This is a genomic window from Kitasatospora sp. NPDC059722 (assembly GCF_042733235.1).
In the GTDB taxonomy this organism is placed as follows: domain Bacteria; phylum Actinomycetota; class Actinomycetes; order Streptomycetales; family Streptomycetaceae; genus Kitasatospora.
This window is the reverse complement of record NZ_JBHWGD010000051.1, coordinates 1-18,339: the sequence shown is the minus strand read 5'-3', so window position 1 is coordinate 18,339 and position 18,339 is coordinate 1. Positions and strand designations below refer to the sequence as shown.

Annotated in this window: 13 protein-coding genes; 4 read left to right on the top strand and 9 right to left on the bottom strand. The window is 75.4% G+C overall.

What is annotated here, in order from left to right:
* Nucleotides 1–268: 268 nt before the first annotated feature.
* From ACFV4F_RS28220 to ACFV4F_RS28200, 5 genes are all read right to left on the bottom strand, one after another.
* On the bottom strand, nt 269–1,147 hold the full coding sequence (locus ACFV4F_RS28220) for a FadR/GntR family transcriptional regulator (RefSeq protein ID WP_380439512.1): 879 nt from the start codon (nt 1,145–1,147) through the stop codon (nt 269–271).
* A gap of 162 nt (nt 1,148–1,309) precedes the next feature.
* A complete protein-coding gene (locus ACFV4F_RS28215) occupies nt 1,310–2,215 on the bottom strand; it encodes a hypothetical protein (RefSeq protein WP_380439510.1) in 906 nt (301 codons plus the stop codon).
* Nucleotides 2,216–2,218: 3 nt separating this feature from the next.
* Nucleotides 2,219–3,712, bottom strand: a complete 1,494-nt coding sequence (locus ACFV4F_RS28210; protein WP_380506564.1) for an ATP-binding cassette domain-containing protein — start codon at nt 3,710–3,712, stop codon at nt 2,219–2,221.
* Between the two features lie 208 nt (nt 3,713–3,920).
* Nucleotides 3,921–4,679: an NUDIX domain-containing protein gene (locus ACFV4F_RS28205; RefSeq protein ID WP_359964826.1), complete on the bottom strand. Its 759-nt coding sequence runs from the start codon at nt 4,677–4,679 to the stop codon at nt 3,921–3,923.
* Between the two features lie 88 nt (nt 4,680–4,767).
* A complete protein-coding gene (locus tag ACFV4F_RS28200) occupies nt 4,768–6,849 on the bottom strand; it encodes a glycogen debranching N-terminal domain-containing protein (protein ID WP_380439580.1) in 2,082 nt (693 codons plus the stop codon).
* Nucleotides 6,850–7,544: 695 nt separating this feature from the next.
* On the opposite strand from ACFV4F_RS28200, the gene ACFV4F_RS28195 reads away from it, so the two are divergent.
* Nucleotides 7,545–8,858 carry an alpha/beta fold hydrolase gene (locus ACFV4F_RS28195; RefSeq protein ID WP_380506561.1) on the top strand — a complete coding sequence of 438 codons (1,314 nt, stop codon included), beginning with the start codon at nt 7,545–7,547 and terminating at the stop codon, nt 8,856–8,858.
* Nucleotides 8,859–8,901: 43 nt separating this feature from the next.
* On the opposite strand, the gene ACFV4F_RS28190 is transcribed toward ACFV4F_RS28195, so the two are convergent.
* Entirely contained in the window at nt 8,902–10,509 is a 1,608-nt protein-coding gene (locus ACFV4F_RS28190) for a DUF4192 domain-containing protein (protein ID WP_380506558.1), read from the bottom strand.
* A 229-nt stretch (nt 10,510–10,738) separates the two neighbouring features.
* On the opposite strand from ACFV4F_RS28190, the gene ACFV4F_RS28185 reads away from it, so the two are divergent.
* Together ACFV4F_RS28185 and ACFV4F_RS28180 are read left to right on the top strand one after the other, a co-directional pair.
* Nucleotides 10,739–12,937: a RecQ family ATP-dependent DNA helicase gene (locus tag ACFV4F_RS28185; protein WP_380506556.1), complete on the top strand. Its 2,199-nt coding sequence runs from the start codon at nt 10,739–10,741 to the stop codon at nt 12,935–12,937.
* A gap of 405 nt (nt 12,938–13,342) precedes the next feature.
* On the top strand, nt 13,343–14,014 hold the full coding sequence (locus tag ACFV4F_RS28180) for a hypothetical protein (protein WP_380439502.1): 672 nt from the start codon (nt 13,343–13,345) through the stop codon (nt 14,012–14,014).
* A gap of 190 nt (nt 14,015–14,204) precedes the next feature.
* On the opposite strand, the gene ACFV4F_RS28175 is transcribed toward ACFV4F_RS28180, so the two are convergent.
* The 3 genes from ACFV4F_RS28175 to ACFV4F_RS28165 all read right to left on the bottom strand — a co-directional run bounded on the left by ACFV4F_RS28175 (nt 14,205) and on the right by ACFV4F_RS28165 (nt 16,549).
* On the bottom strand, nt 14,205–14,888 hold the full coding sequence (locus ACFV4F_RS28175) for a hypothetical protein (protein ID WP_380497491.1): 684 nt from the start codon (nt 14,886–14,888) through the stop codon (nt 14,205–14,207).
* A 101-nt stretch (nt 14,889–14,989) separates the two neighbouring features.
* Entirely contained in the window at nt 14,990–15,688 is a 699-nt protein-coding gene (locus tag ACFV4F_RS28170; protein ID WP_380439498.1) for a ribonuclease HII, read from the bottom strand.
* A 156-nt stretch (nt 15,689–15,844) separates the two neighbouring features.
* On the bottom strand, nt 15,845–16,549 hold the full coding sequence (locus ACFV4F_RS28165) for a TetR-like C-terminal domain-containing protein (protein ID WP_380439496.1): 705 nt from the start codon (nt 16,547–16,549) through the stop codon (nt 15,845–15,847).
* 181 nt (nt 16,550–16,730) lie between these two features.
* On the opposite strand from ACFV4F_RS28165, the gene ACFV4F_RS28160 reads away from it, so the two are divergent.
* The gene (locus tag ACFV4F_RS28160) at nt 16,731–18,278 is read left to right on the top strand and encodes an MFS transporter (protein ID WP_380439577.1); all 1,548 of its coding nucleotides are present in this window, start codon (nt 16,731–16,733) and stop codon (nt 18,276–18,278) included.
* The last annotated feature ends 61 nt before the right edge of the window (nt 18,279–18,339 follow it).

Sequence of the window (18,339 nt, the reverse complement as noted above, 5' to 3'; positions counted from 1 at the left end):
CTTCCGCTCAGGACACATCGCTGCTACTCGTCAAGTGTTACGCATGGCCTTCGTGTCGCGGGTCACACCGCTCGGGCGCCCGCGGCCCGGGGCCGGACTCCATCATCGCGCACTCGCGCCGGAATCTGCCGCCATGCACATGCCCACCCGGCCCGGAGGCCGTCCCGGCCCCCGCCGGGATGTCCCTCCGCGCCCGGCAGAACGGCCCTCCGGCTGCACCGGGCGGTGCGGCCGGAGGGCCGTGGGCGGGCGGACCGAACCAGACCGTTCAGTGCTCCCGGGGGGCCGGGACGGACGGCTCGATCTCGGGGTGGACGGTGAGCAGCGCCCGCATCGCGGCCTCGCCCGCCGTGCCGTCGCCGGTGCCGAGCGCGTCCACCAGCCGGGAGTGCAGGCTGACCGAGGCCTCGGAGGGGCGCTCGCAGGAGGTCGTCGGGCCGCCCGAGACCTGGAGCGCGCAGGAGATGATCCCCGAGAGGTGCTCCAGCATCCGGTTCCCGGCCATCTGCAGCACGAGGCCGTGCAGCTCGGCGTCGGCCCGGGTGTAGGTCGAGAGGTCGGCCTGGGCGGCGGCGTGGCCCATGATCTCGACCAGCTCGACCAGGCGCTGCTGGACGTCCTCGCGGCCGTGGCCGGCGGCCAGCCGGGCGGCCAGCGGATCGATGGCCCAGCGCAGCTCGAAGAGCTCCCGGCGCTGCTCGTCCCGCTGGGGCCCGAAGGCGCGCCACTCGATGATGTCCGGGTCGAGCAGGTTCCAGTCGCCGACCGGACGGACCCGGGTGCCGACGTTCGGCCGGGCGCTGACCAGACCCTTGGCCTCCAGCACGCGCAGCGACTCGCGGACGACCGTGCGGGAGACCTCGAAGCGCTGACCGATCTCCTCGGGCACCAGCGGGCGGTCGGCGCCGAGGTCACCGGAGACGATCATCTGGCCGAGCTGCTGGACCAGCTGGCCGTGCAGACCGCGGCCGCGGCTGCTGGTGGTCTTGCGGCCGACCCTGGCGAGCTCGGACTCGGCGCCCTCCCAGCGGGGCGCCGGCGGGGTCGGCCGGTCGGCGTACGAGAAGCGGTCCAGATCGCCGGGGCCGTGGATGGGCCCATCGGCGGAACGGGCGGGGGTCATGGTGGGGTGCGCAAGGGTACTCACAGGTCCTTTGTCGGCGATCGGCAGGCGCAGCTTGAGAATTCTCGTGAAAAGCACACGAAAGGGTGATCGGCCGTGACTGGATAATTGACTTCTTATCAGGAAGAACCGCGCATTACGGTCACTGCTGGTCGATCTTGGTGCTTCGGGTCGGCGGCCCGGGAATCAGAGCGCGCGGCGCCGGGTCTGGATCACCAGGGCCGCCACCAGCAGGACGGCCGCCGGGGCGGCCACCGCCGCGAGGAGCGCCGGGTCCGTCAGCGCGGTGCCTCCGGGTGCCACCCGCCGGTCTCCGCCGTAAACCCACCCGTACGCCCATTCGACGCCCGACTGGAACGGCAGCAGTTCGGCCGCCCGGGTGGGCCACGGCGTGCCGGTCTGCCGCAGCAGCAGGGCCACGCCCGACTCCAGCAGCGGCGGCAGCGCGCACAGCACGAGCACGCCGGCGACGGCGCTGCGGGTGAGCGAGGCCGTCAGGACGCCGGTCCAGCCCGCCACGACCGTCAGGAGGACGAAGGCCAGCAGGGCGCCCGGAACCCCGTGCCCGGCGACCAGGGCCACCGGCCCGAACGCTCCCGGCAGGTCGGCGAGCCCGGACAGCCCGGCCGAGGTCAGCGCCCCGGACACCCGCCCGGACAACGCGGACGGGTCCGCCCAGGCCGCCACCGTCACCCCGGCGGGCAGCGCGAGGTGCACGGCCACCGTGTCCACCACCAGGGTGGCCAGCGCCAGCAGCCCCGCCACCGGGCCGATCACCAGCAGCTTGGCCACCAGCAGCCGGACCCGGCGCGGATACGACACGCACGAGGCCGGCAGCCCCGGGAAGCGGACCTCGTGCCCGTACGCGAGGGCGCCCAGCAGGCCGGCCCCGAGCGCCGCGAAGGGCAGCGGGAGCAGCGGGAAGGCCGCGGTCAGCAGCCGCACCCCGGCCGGGCCGGGCAGCGGGCCCTCCGGCCGCTGGCCCGCCAGGACGGCGGCCACGACGGCGTCGCAGAGCAGCACGGCGGCGAGGAGCAGCCAGGTGGAACGGAGGCCGCGCAGCCGGCGCAGCTCGTAGGCCAGGACGCGCACGGTTCACTCGCTCCGGGGGTCGACGGGGGTGGCGGAGGTGGTCGTGGAGGTGGTGGGGGCGGTGGTGGAGGTGGTGGGGGTGACGGGAGCGGCCGGGGATGCCGCAGGCGTCACGCGGCCGAGCCGGACGGTGTCGTCCGACAGCAGGGCGGCGGCCGGAGCCGTGGGCCCGGCTCTGAAGAGGCGGTCCACCGCCACGGTCGTCGCGGCGCTGTCGGCGGAACGGAGATCGGGCTTGGGCACCCGGACGGGGCGGAGCACGGGCTCCGGTGCGGGCTCGGACTCGGCCCCGGACTCATCCGAGGCGTCGTGCGCGCGCGGGGGCTCGGCCGGCCGCTCGCGGGTGGCCCCGGTGACGGCGAGGGCGGAGAGGGCGGTCGCGACGGACGCGACCGGCAGGGCCCGGGTGGGCAAGGCGGCGTCGCCGTGGGGCCTCGGGGCGATCGGCTCGGTCGGCTCGGCCGGTTCTGGCGTTCCGGCCGGTCCGGCCGGTCCGGCCGACGGCTGCGGCTGCGGCTGCGGCTGCGGCTGTGCGACGGGCTTGCGCTCATCGGCGGACTTCGGCTGGACGTGGATCTGGCCGGAGCGGCCGGAGGCGGTCGGCAGGACGGCCCTCGGGGCGGGCTGCTCGACCACGCGGTCCGCCAGTTCGTGCAGCAGGATGCCGTGCCGGTAGGCCAGTTCGCCGATCTCGGTGCGCCCGATGCCCGCCACGGCGAGACCGGCGCCGCCGTCCCGGCGCACCTGGGCGCCCTGGCCCACCAGGAGGTCGGCCAGCCGCGCCATCTGCGGTCCGCGGACGGCCACTTCGGGGCTGAGCCGGGTGCGGCGGAACTCGACCACCGGCTGGTCGGCCATCAGCCGGCCCCGGTCCAGCGTGATCACGCGGTCGGCCAGCCGGGACGCCTCCTGCGGGGTGCGGGTGGTCACCAGGACCGTCCCGCCCGCGACCGCGAACGAGCGCAGGAAGGAGTGGAACCACTCCACGTTGCGCGGGGACAGGCCCTCGGTCGGCGCGTCCAGGAGCAGTGCGCCGGGGTCGCCCAGCAGCGCGGCCGCGAGCGCCAGCCGCCGGTGCATGCCGGGCGAGAAGGTGCGCAGCCGCTGCCCAGCGACGGTGGCCAGCCGGGTCTGCTCCAGAAGTTCGTCGGCTCTGCGGGCGGGCACGCCGACGGCTGCGGCGAGCATCCGCAGCTGACCGCGCGCCGTGCGGCCCGGGTGCCCGGCCACGGCCGCGCTCCCCTCCCCCGGCCCCTGCAGCAGCACGCCGACCTCGCGCTCGGGGCGGCGCAGGCGGCGGTAGGTGCGGCCGTGGAAGAGCGTGACGCCCTGCCCGCGGTCGAGTTCGACCATCAGCCGCAGCGCGGTGGACTTGCCGGCGCCCTCGAGGCCGAGCAGCGCCGTCACGAGGCCGGGTCTGGCGTCGAAGGTCAGGTCCAGCAAGACCGGCGGAGCGCCCTTGCCGCGGACCTTGGTCAGTCCGGTGATCTGGATCATCGCTGCCTGCTCCCATGCCCTCGACCGGCCCCGCGCCAGCACATTAGGGGTCGGCGGAGGAGATTCCGGGCATTACGGGAGCGGCGCGGGCCCGCGGGCCACCCACCTCACCCGATCAGGGGACAATCCGATCCTGCGATTCCCCGGCCGACGGGCCGGGCGGGCTGGGACCGGACCGAGGCGGGCCGACGTACGGGGGCGCGCGACCTCAGGACTCCGGGCGGAGCATGGGCGGGTTGAGCACCGTCGCACCGCCCGCGGTGAACAGCTGCGCCGGGCGCCCACCCTGACGGGTCGTGGTGCCGCCGGAGGGCAGCAGGAAGCCGGGGGTGCCGGTGACCTTGCGGTGGAAGTTCCGCGGGTCCAGGACCACGCCCCAGACGGCCTCGTAGACCCTCCGCAGCTCGCCGACGGTGAACTCGGCCGGGCAGAAGGCGGTGGCGAGCGAGGAGTACTCGATCTTGGAGCGGGCGCGCTCGACCCCGTCGGCCAGGATCAGCCCGTGGTCGAAGGCGAGCGGCACCCCGTCGGCCGGGCTCTGCCCGAGCAGCTCGGCGACCGGCGCCCAGCGGGCGCTGCTGGCGTCCCCGCCGGCCCGCGGCGTCGGTAGGTCGGGAGCGAGGACGAGGTACGCGACGCTGACCACCCGCATGCGGGGGTCGCGCTGCGGGTGGCCGTAGGTGGCCAGCTGTTCCAGGTGGGCGCCGGCCGCGCCCGGGCCGACGGCGTCGTGTCCGGGCGCGGAGTGCGCCCGCAGCCCGGTCTCCTCGGCCAGCTCGCGGGAGGCCGCCTCGGCCAGGCCCTCGTCCGGCCGCACGAACCCGCCGGGCAGCGCCCAGTACCCCTGAAACGGGGGCTCGCCCCGTCTCACCAGCAGGGCACACAGCTCATGGTCGCGCACCGTCAGCACCACCAGGTCAACGGTGACTGCGAACGGGGGGAAGGCCGACGGGTCATAGCGCGACATGGCGACGATCATAGTCGTCTCTCTGACGATAAGCACAGGCCCGTGTACAACCCGTGCCCATGGCCCGCGGGGCAGGCCCGGGCGGGGGTCAGCGCGCCACGAGCTGGAGGTCCGCGGGCGCCTCCTCGACCATGGCCACGCCGATGCGGCTCACCCGGACGGAGAAGCGCTCCCCGGACACCCTCAGGTTGGTCAGCTCCAGCTCGCCGAGCGGGGCCGTGCTCGCCGGGCGGACCTTGACCCGGCCGCCGGGGACGTCCGGGCGGACCCCGGCGAGGGCGAAGACCGCGTGGGCGGCCCCGGCGGCCGAGACCGCCGCCGGACGGCACGCGGCCGGGTGCGGGACGGGCGGGCAGCCGGGGATCCGCTGCTCGCCGGCGTACATCTCGGGCACACGGCCCTCGAAGTGGGTGGCCGCGGCGAGCAGGCCCTCCAGCAGGGTGCCGGCCTCGTTCTCGTGGCCGGCCCCGGCGAGCCCGGCGATCGCGAGGGCGGTCTCGTGCACCCGCACGGCGCCACCCCGGTGGCCCAGCGGGTTGAAGCGGGGCGACTTGGCGCTCAGGGTGCGCAGACCCCAGCCGCTGTCCAGCTCCGGGGCCACGAGGCGCTGGGCGAGCAGCCGCGTCTGCTCGCGGTCCAGCAGGCTCTCGTGGCGGCCGCCGTCGACCGCGAGGCCGGTGTCGAGCAGGTGGACGAAGGAGGAGGCGACGGCCGGGAGCGGCTGCCCGCCCGGGGCCAGGCCCGCGGCGGGGCGCCCGCCGGAGAGGTCGTCGATCCAGAACCGCTCGCGGAAGCGCCCGCGCAGCCCGGCGGCCCAGCCGCGCCACTCCTCGGCGCCGGGGCGGCCGAAGGCCTCCAGGAGCTCGGCGCCGTGCAGGGCGGCGCGGTGCGCCTGGGCCTGGACCTCGGCGCGGGCGGCCACCGGGTGGGCGGCGCGGTCCTCGGCCGGACGGCTCAGGTCGGTGACGAAGCCGTCGACCAGACCGTCCCGGAGGGCGCCGAGGGCCCGTTCGGCGGCCGGGAGCAGGTCCGCGACCTCGGCCCTCGGCAGGCCCCAGCGCCAGGCCTCGGCCAGCACCGTGACGAACAGCAGGGTGGCCTCGGTCGCGGTGCAGGTGGGCGGGAGCTCGGGACCGCCGTGCCGCAGGGCGCCGGGCAGCAGCCCCTCGGTGCGGCCCGGCGCCGGGGCGAGCTGCTGGCGCCGGGCCAGCGCCCGCAGGGTGCCGGCGGCGAGCCGGGTGCCGAGCGGGAGGGTCAGCCGGGCGGCCCACAGCGCGTCGGCCGGGGCGAGGCCGAAGCGCCAGGGCGCGCCGGAGGCCGGGTAGAGGTCGGTCGGTCGGTCCGGGTCGGCGAAGAGCAGGCCGCCGAGGGCGTCGAGGGAGCGGGTGACCAGCAGCGCCGCCCGGCCGTCGTCGGCGCGGACCTCCGGTTCGGACCAGGGCAGCGGGACGCCCGTGCCGCGACCGCCCGGCGGACGCGCGCCGGGCACGGTGCTCTCCAGCTCGGCACGCAGCTCGACCGACCAGCGGGCGCCCGGCTGCACCTCCAGGTCCCAGCGGAGCACCCCGGCACCGGCGAGGACGGCGTGCGGGGACGGCTTCGCGGACACCACCGCGCTGTGCGCCGGGCCGGCCCAGCGCAGGCCCGCGGACTGCACCTGGCCCGGCAGGTCCGGTGAGCGGTGCCCGGCGGCGATCTCGCCGACCGGGCCGAGGTCGGTGCCGAGCGCGATCTCCAGTGGGAGCCGGGCGGGCCGGGCCCCGGTGTTGCGCACGATCACCGTCTCCACGCCGTCCGCCTGGCGCAGCCGCTCCACGGTGAGCGCCGGGTCCGGGTCGAGGTCGCCGGGAAGGCGGACGGCACCGAGGAACCGGGCCTCGGCGGCGCTCGTCTGGGTGCCCTGGAGGGGCAGCGGCTCCATGCCGCCGAGGCGCAGCTCCATCCGCGCGACGACCCGGACGCCGTTGCGGTAGAAGCCGTGGAGCCCGTGCCCGCGCAGCTGGCCGTCCGGCCCGGAGGCGGCCATCCCGGGGGCCTTGACGCAGAGCACCGCGTGGTGGACGGCGGCGGGCTGCGGCCGGGGCGGGCCGGCCGGGACCTGGTCGGGGCGGCCGACCGGTCGCGGCGCGCCGACCACGGTCTCGGCCGGCGCGGCCTGGGGCGGCCTCATGGCGGTCACCGGACTCTCCTCCCCTCGGCGGTCCGGTGGCCGGGTCAGGCCGGTGGGCCGCGAGCATGCTCGATCGCGTGCTGATGGTGCCGGGCCGGCGGGGTGTCCCGTCGGCGGTTCTGCCGTGTCTGGCCGTACCCGGTGGCGGGTCGTGCCATGCGGTGCGCGGTACCGGGCCGGTACCCGCGCGCCGGGTCGCCGCGCCGGGCACGTCGGTGTGCCCGGCCCGCCGTCGGGCCTCGCGCACCGGCAGGCCGGTGGCGCCCTCTCCCCGTGGCCCGTCGCCCCGGTCGGCCGCTCGCGCGCGGCGGCCGGTCGCGGTGCCGTGTGCGGCCGCTCGCGAGTCCGGCGTTCGGGACGCCGGTACGGCGCGGTTCCCGCCGCGGTGCGCGCACAGGGCCCCCGGAGTCAACGCCGCACACCGGCCCCAGGTCACGCTCGGCCGGAGGCTCCGGGCTCGGGCGCTCCTGTCGCGCCGCACCCGGACGGTCGGTGGCGGGCCGTCATCGCGGGCCCGGCAGCGGACCGCGCGACCCCGGCGGCGGCCGGTCCCGGGCGCGCCCCGGGGAGGAGCACGGCCGTCGGACCGGCGCCCGACGGCGGCCAGGATACGGTGCGGGTGTCGCGGCGCCCGCACCCGGTGACACCGTGAACGGCGACGTGACCGCTGTGACCTGCAGAGACCGAGGAGTTGTATGTCCACCGCCAGCCGGCTGCCCGGGATTGTCACGACCGACCACGTCTTCCAGCTCCCGCTGGACCACGCCGCCCCCGAGGGCGAGCGGATCTCGGTGTACGCCCGCGAGGTGGTGGCCGCCGGCCGCGAGCGGGACGACCTGCCGTGGCTGCTCTTCCTCCAGGGCGGCCCGGGTGGCAAGGCGGCCCGCCCGCTCGGCCGGGACGCGTGGCTGGACCGGGCCCTGGACGACTACCGGGTACTCCTGCTCGACCAGCGCGGCACCGGGCGCTCGACGCCCGCGACCCGCCGGACCCTCGCCCGGCGCGGCGGCGCCCGGGAGCAGGCGGACTACCTGGCGCAATTCCGTGCGGACTCGATCGTGCGCGACGCCGAGCTGATCCGCCGCCACCTGCTCGGCGCGGACCGGCGCTGGAGCGTGCTCGGCCAGAGCTTCGGCGGCTTCTGCACCCTCACCTACCTCTCGATCGCCCCCGAGGGCCTGACGGAGGCCTTCGTCACCGGCGGCCTCGCGGGCCTGCGGAGCTCGGCGGACGACGTCTACCGGGCCGCCTACCCGCGGGTGGTCCGCAAGAACGAAGGGCACTACGAGCGGTTCCCGCAGGACGTCGAAGCGGTGCGGCGGATCGCCGCGCACCTCGCCGCCGCCCCGGCGACGCTGCCCGACGGCGGCCTGCTCACCGTCGAGGCCTTCCAGTCGCTCGGGATGATGCTGGGCGGCGGCAGCGGCTCCGGCACCCTGCACTACCTGCTGGAGGAGGCCTGGGTGGAGGGCCCGGACGGGCCGGAGCTCTCCGACACCTTCCTGTACGGCGTCCAGGCCAGGATCTCCTTCGCCGAGGGCCCGCTGTACGCCGTGCTGCACGAGTCGATCTACGGCCAGCGGTCGGTGGACGCGGGCGGCACCGCGTGGTCTGCAGAGCGGCTCCGCAAGGAGTTCCCCGGGTTCGACGCCCGGGCCGCGCTGGAGACAGAGGCCCCGGTGCTGTTCACCGGGGAGATGATCTACCCCTGGATGTTCGACACCGACCCGGCGCTGCGGCCGCTGAAGGAGGCCGCCGAGCTGCTGGCCGCCCGGACCGACTGGCCCGACCTCTACGACCCGCAGCGGCTCGCCGCCAACGAGGTGCCCGTCGTGGCGGCCGTGTACCACGACGACATGTACGTGGACACCGCCGACTCGCTGGAGACCGCCCGCGCGGTGCGCGGCCTGCGGACCTGGATCACCAACGAGTGGGAGCACGACGGCCTGCGGGTGAGCGGCGGCAAGGTGCTGGACCGCCTGATCAAGATGGCGCACGGCGAGCTGTAGCCCGGCCCGGCCCCGGGGAGCCCGGAGCGGGCGGAGAAGGACGTCAGCGCCCATGACGGGCTCCCCGGGCCGACCTCCCGATGCAGCTGTGCGCCCCGCTCCCGAGCGGCACCGCCGCCCCGCTGCACGCCCGGCCGCGGCCCAGCCTCAGGGTCGCGTCGGGGCGCTCCCCCCGGCCGCGGCCCGGCTCCGCGAGCAGCGCGACCGGCCCGGGGCCGTCCGCCTCCGGCAGGGCCGGGGCGGGCCCACCGGGAACACCGCCCGGCGTCCCCGGAGCAGCGGCGCCCGCCCGACGGCCGCCCCGGCGCCTGCGCCTGGCCTTCCCCCGCCCGGGCGCCCCTTCCCGGGGGCCGCCCGACGGCTCGTCCGGCGTCCCATCCGGCGTCCCTTCCGGTGCTCCGCCCGGATCGGCGGCCGGGCCGCCGCTCTCCTCGTCGGTCGGCTCCGGCACCGTCGTCTCCTCCTTCACCCCGTTCTCCTCCTTCGCCTCCCCCGCCCGCTTCGCCTCCCGGCGGAGCCGCTGGCCCTCGACGGCCGCGAGCAGCGCCTCCGGGGTCATGCCGTCGTTGAGCGACTCGTGCAGCAGATCGGCCAGCAGGTAGGACGGGTCGAGGTCGAGGGCGCGGCCGAGCACCACCCGGGCCGTCGCCGTGTCCCCCGCGACCCAGGACGCCCAGGCCAGCAAGGTCAGCGGGGCGACCGCGCAGCCCTCGTACGGCGGCACCGCGCGCCGGGCGAGGAAGCGCCAGAGCCGCTCGGCGGACGCCAGCTCGGCGGGCCGGACGTACTCGGCGCCGCGGTCCCGGGTGTGCCGGTCCCGCAGGGCGAGCAGCAGCCGTGCCGTCCGGTCCTCGTCGAGCTCGCGGGCACCGGCCGCGAACTCGGCGAAGGCCTGGTCGAGCAGGGCGATCCCCGGCGCCGACGGATCGGCCGTCCCGACCCGTGCGAGGGCCGTCCGCTGGACCTCGGCACCGGGCGGGCCGATCGGGGCCAGCCCCGCGATGATCGCCTTCCGGCTGCCTCGCGGGGCGAGGCCCGCGAACGTCGCCGCGGCGGCGGCCGGCCCCGGGGCGGGGGCGGGGCGGATCGGGTTCCCTGCCGGATCGCAGCAGCCCTCCCGGCGACAGAGGAAGGACCACCAGCGACCGTCCGAGACGCACAGCGACTCCTTGACCGGCACGCCCCTGCGGGCGAACGCGGCCCGGAGGCCGTCGGCCAGCGGCCGCAGGCCGTCCACCACCGGCGGCCCGTGCCCGGGGACGGGATCCTGGCAGAGGTAGAGGAGCACCTGGATCGGGCGGCTGCCGCGCTGTTCCGAGACGTCGACCAGCAGGGCGGCCGTCTCCTCCGCAGCGGCCGGCCACTGCGCGCGGGACGCGGGGATGTCCGCCCGGAGCACCCCGCCCTGGTGGAGGTCGGGACCGTTCAGGCCGACGGCGACGATGCTGTCGTCGGGGAAGAAGCCGAGGAGGTAGGGCAGCAGCTCGGCCATGTCGGCCGGGCCGCGCATCGTCACCGGCCGGTGGCCGGAGGCGGGGCCCAGGGAGAGCGTCACGTTGTCCCCGTTCGTCGTGGTGTCGTCGTTCATGCCGTTCTCGTTGTCCATGCCGTTGTCGCTGTTCATGGCGCTGTCGCTGTTCATGGCGTTCATGACGGGAAGAGTGCCGCGCCCCGAAATCCGCGGCTGACTTTTGTTTTTTCCTGTGGACAACTCCGGGCCGGAATTCCGCTTCCCTCGTTCGGAGCACGTCATCGCCACTCTCCCGACTGATATTTGACTGCCGTTCAGCCGAAGATCGGATGACATACACCCCGGCTCCACCCTTCTCACGTGCCCCGGCATTCGCCCGTTGTCGGCGCCTCGGGGTTACATGGACGCCATGCAGCCGCACGAGATCCACACCACCGCCACCGCCGCCGACCGCGCCGAGGTCAGGGCGCGGGCCGAGGCCGTCCTGCGCGAGCTGGCCGGCCCCGGCGCCGCCCTGCGCGACGACCAGTGGACGGCCATCGAGGCCCTGGTGGTCGACCACCGCCGGGCCCTGGTCGTGCAGCGCACCGGCTGGGGCAAGTCCGCCGTCTACTTCATCGCCACCGCCCTGCTGCGCGCCCGGGGCGCCGGGCCCACGGTGATCGTCTCGCCGCTGCTCGCCCTGATGCGCAACCAGGTCGACTCCGCGGCCCGGGCCGGCATCCACGCCCGCACCATCAACTCGGCCAACACCGAGGAGTGGGACGCGATCCAGGCCGAGGTCGCGGCCGGGCAGGTCGACGTCCTGCTGGTCAGCCCGGAGCGACTGAACAACCCCGACTTCCGCGACCAGGTGCTCCCCAAGCTCGCCGCCTCCACCGGCCTGCTCGTGGTCGACGAGGCGCACTGCATCTCCGACTGGGGCCACGACTTCCGCCCCGACTACCGCCGGCTGCGCACCATGCTCGCCGACCTCCCGCCCCGGGTCCCGGTGCTGGCCACCACCGCCACGGCCAACGCCCGGGTCACCGCCGACGTCGCCGAGCAGCTGGGCACCGGCACCACCGACGAGCACGCCCTGGTGCTGCGCGGCCCGCTCGACCGGGAGAGCCTCACCCTCGGTGTGCTCGCCCTGCCCGACCCGGCGCACCGGCTCGCCTGGCTGGCCGACCACCTCGACCGCCTGCCGGGCTCGGGCATCGTCTACACGCTGACGGTGGCCGCCGCCGAGGAGGTCACCGCCTTCCTTCGCGAGCGCGGCTTCGCCGTGGCCTCCTACTCCGGCCGCACCGAGGACGCCGAGCGCCGCACCGCCGAGGCCGACCTGCTGGCCAACCGGGTCAAGGCGCTGGTCGCCACCTCCGCGCTCGGCATGGGCTTCGACAAGCCCGACCTCGGCTTCGTGGTGCACCTGGGCTCGCCCAGCTCCCCGATCGCCTACTACCAGCAGGTCGGCCGGGCCGGGCGCGGCGTCGACCGGGCCGAGGTGCTGCTCCTGCCCGGTCGCGAGGACGAGGCGATCTGGCGCTACTTCGCCTCGCTGGCCTTCCCGCCCGAGGAGCAGGTGCGCCGCACGATCGACGCGCTCGCCGAGGCCGGCCGCCCGCTGTCCACGGCAGCCCTGGAGCCCCGGGTGGACCTGCGCCGCACCCGGCTGGAGACCATGCTCAAGGTGCTCGACGTGGACGGCGCCGTCCGCCGGGTCAAGGGCGGCTGGACGGCCACCGGGCAGAGCTGGGAGTACGACACCGCCCGCTACGCCAAGGTCGCGGCCTCCCGCGAGGCCGAGCAGCGCGCGATGCGCGAGTACGCGGCGGCCACCGGCTGCCGGATGGAGTTCCTGCGGCGGCAGCTGGACGACGAGCAGGCCGCGCCGTGCGGGCGGTGCGACAACTGCGCCGGGCCGCTGCACACCCCGGAGGTGTCGGCCGCCACGCTGGAGGCCGCCCGCGCCGCGCTCGGCCGCCCCGGGGTCGGCTTCGAGCCGCGCCGGCTCTGGCCCACCGGCATGGAGACCGTCGGCGTGCCGCTCAAGGGGCGCATCCCGGCCGGGGAGCAGGCCGAGACTGGCCGGGCGCTCGGCCGGCTGTCCGACATCGGCTGGGGCACCCGGCTGCGCGGCCTGCTCGCCGAGCAGGCGCCGGACGTGCCCGTCCCCGGCGAGGCGGTGGACGCCCTCGTGACGGTGCTCGCCGACTGGGCGCGCGGGCCGGGCGGCTGGGCCGGGCCGGCCTCGGCCGACGGCGCCCGGCTGGAGCGGCCGGCCGGCGTGGTGACCATGGCCTCCTCGGCCCGCCCCCAGCTGGTCGGCACGCTCGGCGCGCGGATCGCCGAGATCGGGCGGCTGCCGCTGCTCGGGCGGATCGAGTACGCGGACGGGCGGCCCCCGCACGGCGCCCGCAGCAACAGCGCGCAGCGGCTGCGCTCGGTGACCGAAGCGCTGGTCCTGCCGCCCGAGTTGGCGCAGGCGGTGGCCGCCGCGGGCGGTCCGGTGCTGCTGGTGGACGACCTCGTCGACTCGGGCTGGACGGTCACCGTCGCCGCGCGCCTGCTGCGCCGGGCCGGGGCGAGCGCGGTGCTGCCCCTGGTGCTGGCCGTGCAGGCCTGATCCGCGCGGCCCGGGCGGCGGGCCGCGCACCCGGGCCGCACACCCGAACGGAGGTGGACCGTCCGTTCGGACGGACTCACTCGAATGGCCTAAAGGAGGGAGAGATCACATCGGCGGGGCGCTCGCGCGGCACCGACGACGGGAGAGGGGCGATGACATTGCGGAACCCAGTTCACGGGCCGTTCACCCTGGCCCTCGCCGGGCTGCGGAGATGCCTGAGTACCGCTTGCGCCAGAGGGGAATATATCCGGCAGAACGTGGGCTTTCGGGCGGCGTTCATCATTTCATCGTTGCCGCTCCGCCCCCGATGCCACGAGAATTGGCGGGTACCCGAAACCCGGTCCGGTGGACCCTGCCTTCGGCGTACGCAGGTACCCGCGTGCCCGTGGGTCGGGAAGGAGGATCGTGATCAACGGTATCGGCCGAGGTCAGTCTCCCCTCGCCCGGAGTTCGGCGCCCAGACGGCTGCTGGACCTGGAGACCTGGACCGCCTCGGGGATCCCGTTGCTGCGCGATCCGCGCGACTTCGTCCTGGAGCTGCACCAGCGCCACCTGCCCCAGCCGGGCACGGTCGTGGTCGCCGTCCTCGACGCGGTGCACCACCTCAGCGCCTCGGCCTCGTTCACGCCCTGGCCGCACGACACGGACGGCTGGCAGCACCGGAACGCCCTGCTCGCGCACCTGCGCCAGATCACCCCGCACGACCTGCGCCAGCCCGTGCCGACCCGCACCGCGGTGCTGCTGCGCTGCCGCGAGGGCGCCCCGGGCTGGACCGAGCAGGACGGGGCCTGGATGTGGGCATTGCGGGACGCGGCCGTCCTGCACGGACTGCGCTGCGGCTCCTACATCGGGCTGACCCCGGCCGGCTGGCAGATCCTCGGGGACGGGCGGCAGGGCCGCAATCCGCACGCGGGTTCGTGGGCGGACGGACCGGTCCACACCGTGACGGAGCTGCCCCCGCGCACGGCCCTGGACGCTCCGGGCGGCCGGCGCGCGCTGCGCCAGACGTCCGAGCGGCCCTGGACGCCCGCCAGGCTCTCCGCGGTCCAACCGGCCCGCCGCACCGGGACCCGCTGAGCCCCGAGTCCTCCACGGGCTCCGCGAGTTCCACGGGCTCCATGAGCTTCACAGGCTTCCAAGCAGCCGCCATGGGCTCCCAGGACCCCGCCGTCCCCACGCCTCCCAGGCCGGCTGCGGCCGGCTGCGGGGTACGACGGCCCGCGGGCCCGGCACCGTACGGCACCGGGCCCGGGCGGGGCCGCTCGGCTCAGGCGCTGACCGGACGACCGGGCGCCGCTCCGGCGGCACCCTTGGCAGCCGGGCCGGCGTCGCCGCAGACCACGAGCAGCACGGACGCGTGGCCGAGCGCCGCGGCGTACGCCTCCGCGGCACGGGCGGCCGGTCCGCCGTTGGCGACCAGGACGACCACCTCGCGGCGGGCCGGGCGGGTCGGCACGGCGTCCGCGTAGAACACGTCCCCGCCCTCGGCGAGTTGCGCCCAGTAGCGCTCCTCGCCGAAGGAGAGTTCGTGCTGCTGCCACGGGTGCGCCTCGCCGACCGTCAGCACCAGGATCTCGCCCGGGCTGCGCCCGGCGTCGAGCAACTGGTCGACCACCTCGTCGGCGCGCTCCAGCGCCTCGGCCGGGGTGGCCGCGACCCGCCGGACCTCGATCTGGGGTGCGGTCGGGGCCGGACGGCGCGGTGCCGGGCCGGGCTTGGGCACCGGACGCGGCTGCGGACCGGGCCGGCCGGCGCTCGGCGGTGCCGGGCGCGGCGGCGCTGGGCGCGGGCCGGGCACCGGGGCGGGCGCGGCGACGGTGGTGGGTGCGGTGGCGGGCGCACTGCCGGTGGCAGGCGCGCGGAGGGCTTGTGCGTCCGACTCTCGGGGGAAGGGAACGCCGGGGCCCGGGAGGCTCTCGTGAATCTCCGGCTCCTCGGGGAAGACAGGCATACCCGGATATCTATCAAATGCCGGTCGAACGCGCACGGGCGCCCCACCCATTGGGCACCAAGACGTTGCCGGACCCACCCGGGGCAATTCCAGACGGACCGTCAGAAACCGAGCGTCAACTGTTCGTCGGCGGAGCCTTCGGCCGCCTCCAGACCCGGCCGGATCCGCTTCAGGTGGCGCCACTTCGGCAGTGCGTCCAAGTACGCCCAGGAGAGCCGGTGGTGTTCGGTGGGCCCGAACTCCTCCAGCGCCGCGCGGTGCACCGGGGACGGGTAGCCGGCGTTGTCGGCGAAGCCGTACGCGGAGTGCTGCTCGCCGAGTTCGGCCATCATCCCGTCGCGGTGGACCTTCGCGAGGACGGAGGCGGCGGAGACGCAGATGCAGGACTGGTCACCCTTGATCACCGTGCGCACCCGCCAGGGGCCGCCGAGGTAGTCGTGCTTGCCGTCGAGGATCACCGCGTCGGGCTCGACCGGCAGCGCCTCCAAGGCGCGGACGGCGGCCAGGCGCAGGGCGGCAGTCATGCCGAGCTCGTCGCACTCCTGCGGCGAGGCGTGGCCGAGCGCGTACGCGGTGACCCAGTCGGCGAGGACCGGTGCGAGCGCGCGGCGGCGCAGCTCGGTGAGCAGCTTGGAGTCGGTGAGCCCCTCCGGCGGCCGGCGCAGTCCGGTGACGGCCGCGCCGACGGTGACCGGTCCGGCCCAGGCGCCGCGCCCGACCTCGTCCAGCCCGACGACGACCTTGGCGCCGGCCCGGCGGAGCGAGCGCTCGACGGAGTGCGTCGGCGGGACGATGGGCATCACAGGCTCCGTTCGGCTGGGCGGCCCGTTCAGCTGGGGCTGTTCCAGCCTAAGCCCGTCGCCGAGGTGCCCCGCGCCACGCCGGAGGGGCGACCACGGAGCCACCACCGGCTACCGGGGAACCACCGCGGAGTCACCGCGGGTCACCGGCGCGCCTCAGGCCCCGATCATCGGCATCAGCACGTCGTCGACCAGGCGGACGGCGTAGTCGGGCGGGGTGTTCTCGCGCCCGCAGATCTTGACCTGGTAGAGCAGCATCGCCGGGGCGACGTCCGCGACCATCGGCGTGACGGCCCCGGGGCGGACCTCTCCGCGCTCCGCTCCGCGGCGGAGGATGTCGAGGATCGTCCCGGTGGTCGGCGCGACGACCCGCTGCACGATGAAGTCCTTGAACAGCTGTGCCTGTTCGTGGTCGAGCTCCCCCATCAACGCCTGCAGGGCGCTGCCCGCGCGCGAGTTCATCGCACCCGCGAACACCTCGATGAGCTGCAGGAGTTCATCGCGGGTGGACCCGAGGTCAGGGACGCCGTTCGGCCGTGGGAGAGTGGAGTCCAGGGCGTCCACGACGAGTTCGACCTTGGAGGCCCAGCGCCGGTAGAGCGCGGCCTTGCCGGTCCGCGCCGCAGCGGCGACGCCCTCCATCGTCAGCCGCGCGAACCCGCCGGAGGTGAGCTGGTCGAGCGCGGCCGCGAAGATCGCGTTCTCCAGTTCCTTCCCGCGGCGCCGCACCGGCCGGGTGAGGACCTCGGTGGCCACCCGCACCCGGCACAGCGCCGGCGGGCCGGACGCCGACCGCGCCGACGGCGCCGCCGCTCCCTCCGGGGCCGGGCCGGCCGACCGGTCCGTCACCTGGCGTCGCACCGAATGATCCATTGCCACCAACCTTAAGGAACGCTTGCGTTCACAAACTGGCCCAGGATATCGTCCAGATTAGTGAACGATCCCGTTCCTTCCTAGCCTGCAGCACGGCGCAGGTTCTCCGCCGGGCCCACGGTCCGCAGCACATCACGCACATAGCCAGCCAGGGGGCATTTTCGTGGCTATTTCCGACACTCTCAGCAAGAACTCACCACCGCGCGGCGGCCCGAGCCGGGGCAAGGGCATCACCCTGGCGGTCATCGCGGCGACGCAGCTCATGGTGGTACTCGACGCGACCATCGTGAACATCGCGCTGCCGGGCATCAAGGACGCGCTCAACTTCTCGACCACCGACCTGTCATGGGTCATCAACGCCTACACGCTGACCTTCGGCGGGCTGCTCCTGCTCGGCGGTCGCGCGGGTGACATCCTCGGCCGCCGCCGGGTCTTCATCTTCGGCACCCTGCTGTTCGGCCTGGCCTCGCTGCTGGGCGGGTTCGCCCAGGACAGCACCCTGCTGCTGGCCGCCCGCGCGCTCCAGGGCATCGGCGGCGCGATCTGTTCACCGACGGCGTTCGCGCTGATCGCCACCAACTTCGAGGAAGGGCCCGAACGCAACAAGGCGTTCGGCGTGTTCTCGGCGGTGGCGGGATCGGGCGCGGCGATCGGCCTGCTGGCCGGCGGTCTGCTCACCGAGTACCTGGACTGGCGCTGGGTCTTCTTCGTCAACGTGCCGATCGCGGTGCTGATCGCGATCGCCGCGCCGCGCTACATCGCCGAGTCCGAGCGCACCGACGGCCGCTTCGACCTGCCCGGCGCGTTCACCTCGACGCTGGGCCTGGTCGGCCTCGTCTACGGGTTCATCCGCGCGGCCAACCCGGACTACGGCTGGACGGACGGGCTCACGATCGGCTCCTTCGCGGCCGGCGTGATCCTGCTCGCCGCGTTCGTCGTGATCGAGCGGCGGACGGCCCAGCCGATCACCCCGCTGCACCTGTTCGCCAACCGCAACCGCACCGGCGGCCTGGTGATGATGCTCTGCCTGGCCGCGGCCATGTTCGGCATCTTCTTCTACGTCGTGCTCTTCGTGCAGGGCCCGCTCGGCTACAGCCCGCTGAAGGCCGGCGTGTCGTTCCTGCCGATCAGCGTGGCGATCATCATCGCCGCGCAGGTCGCGTCCACCCTCCAGGCCAAGTACGGCCCGAAGCCGTTCATGGCCGGCGGCGCGCTGCTGGTCACCATCGGCCTGACCTGGCTGACCCAGATGGACAAGGACAGCGGCTACCTCGACGGGGTTCTCGGCCCCACGGTGGTGTTCGGCTTCGGCATGGGCCTGATCTTCGTCCCGGTCATGCTGCTCGCCGTCGCCGGCGTCCCCGGCGAGGAGAGCGGCGCAGCGTCCGGCCTGCTCAACTCGATGCAGCAGATCGGCGGCTCGCTCGGCCTGTCGATCCTGACCACGGTCTTCGCCCACTACGCCACGGCCGAGGCCAAGCTGCAGCTGCCGAAGTTCATGGAGACGGCCACGCCGGAGCAGCTGGGCTACCTCAAGGAGCACCACGACTTCCCCGCGGGCACCGACGCGGCCAACTCCGTCCTCATCCAGGGCACTTCGCACGGCTTCATCGTGGGTGCCGCCCTCGCGGCGGTCGCGCTGCTGGTCGCGGTCTTCGCGATCAAGGCCAAGGCGAGCGACCTGCCGTCGGAGACCTCCGGCGTCGCGATGCACTGAGGCCCCGGGCCTCGACCTCAGAACGGCTGACGGGCCGGCCGGGAGCACCACGCTCCCAGCC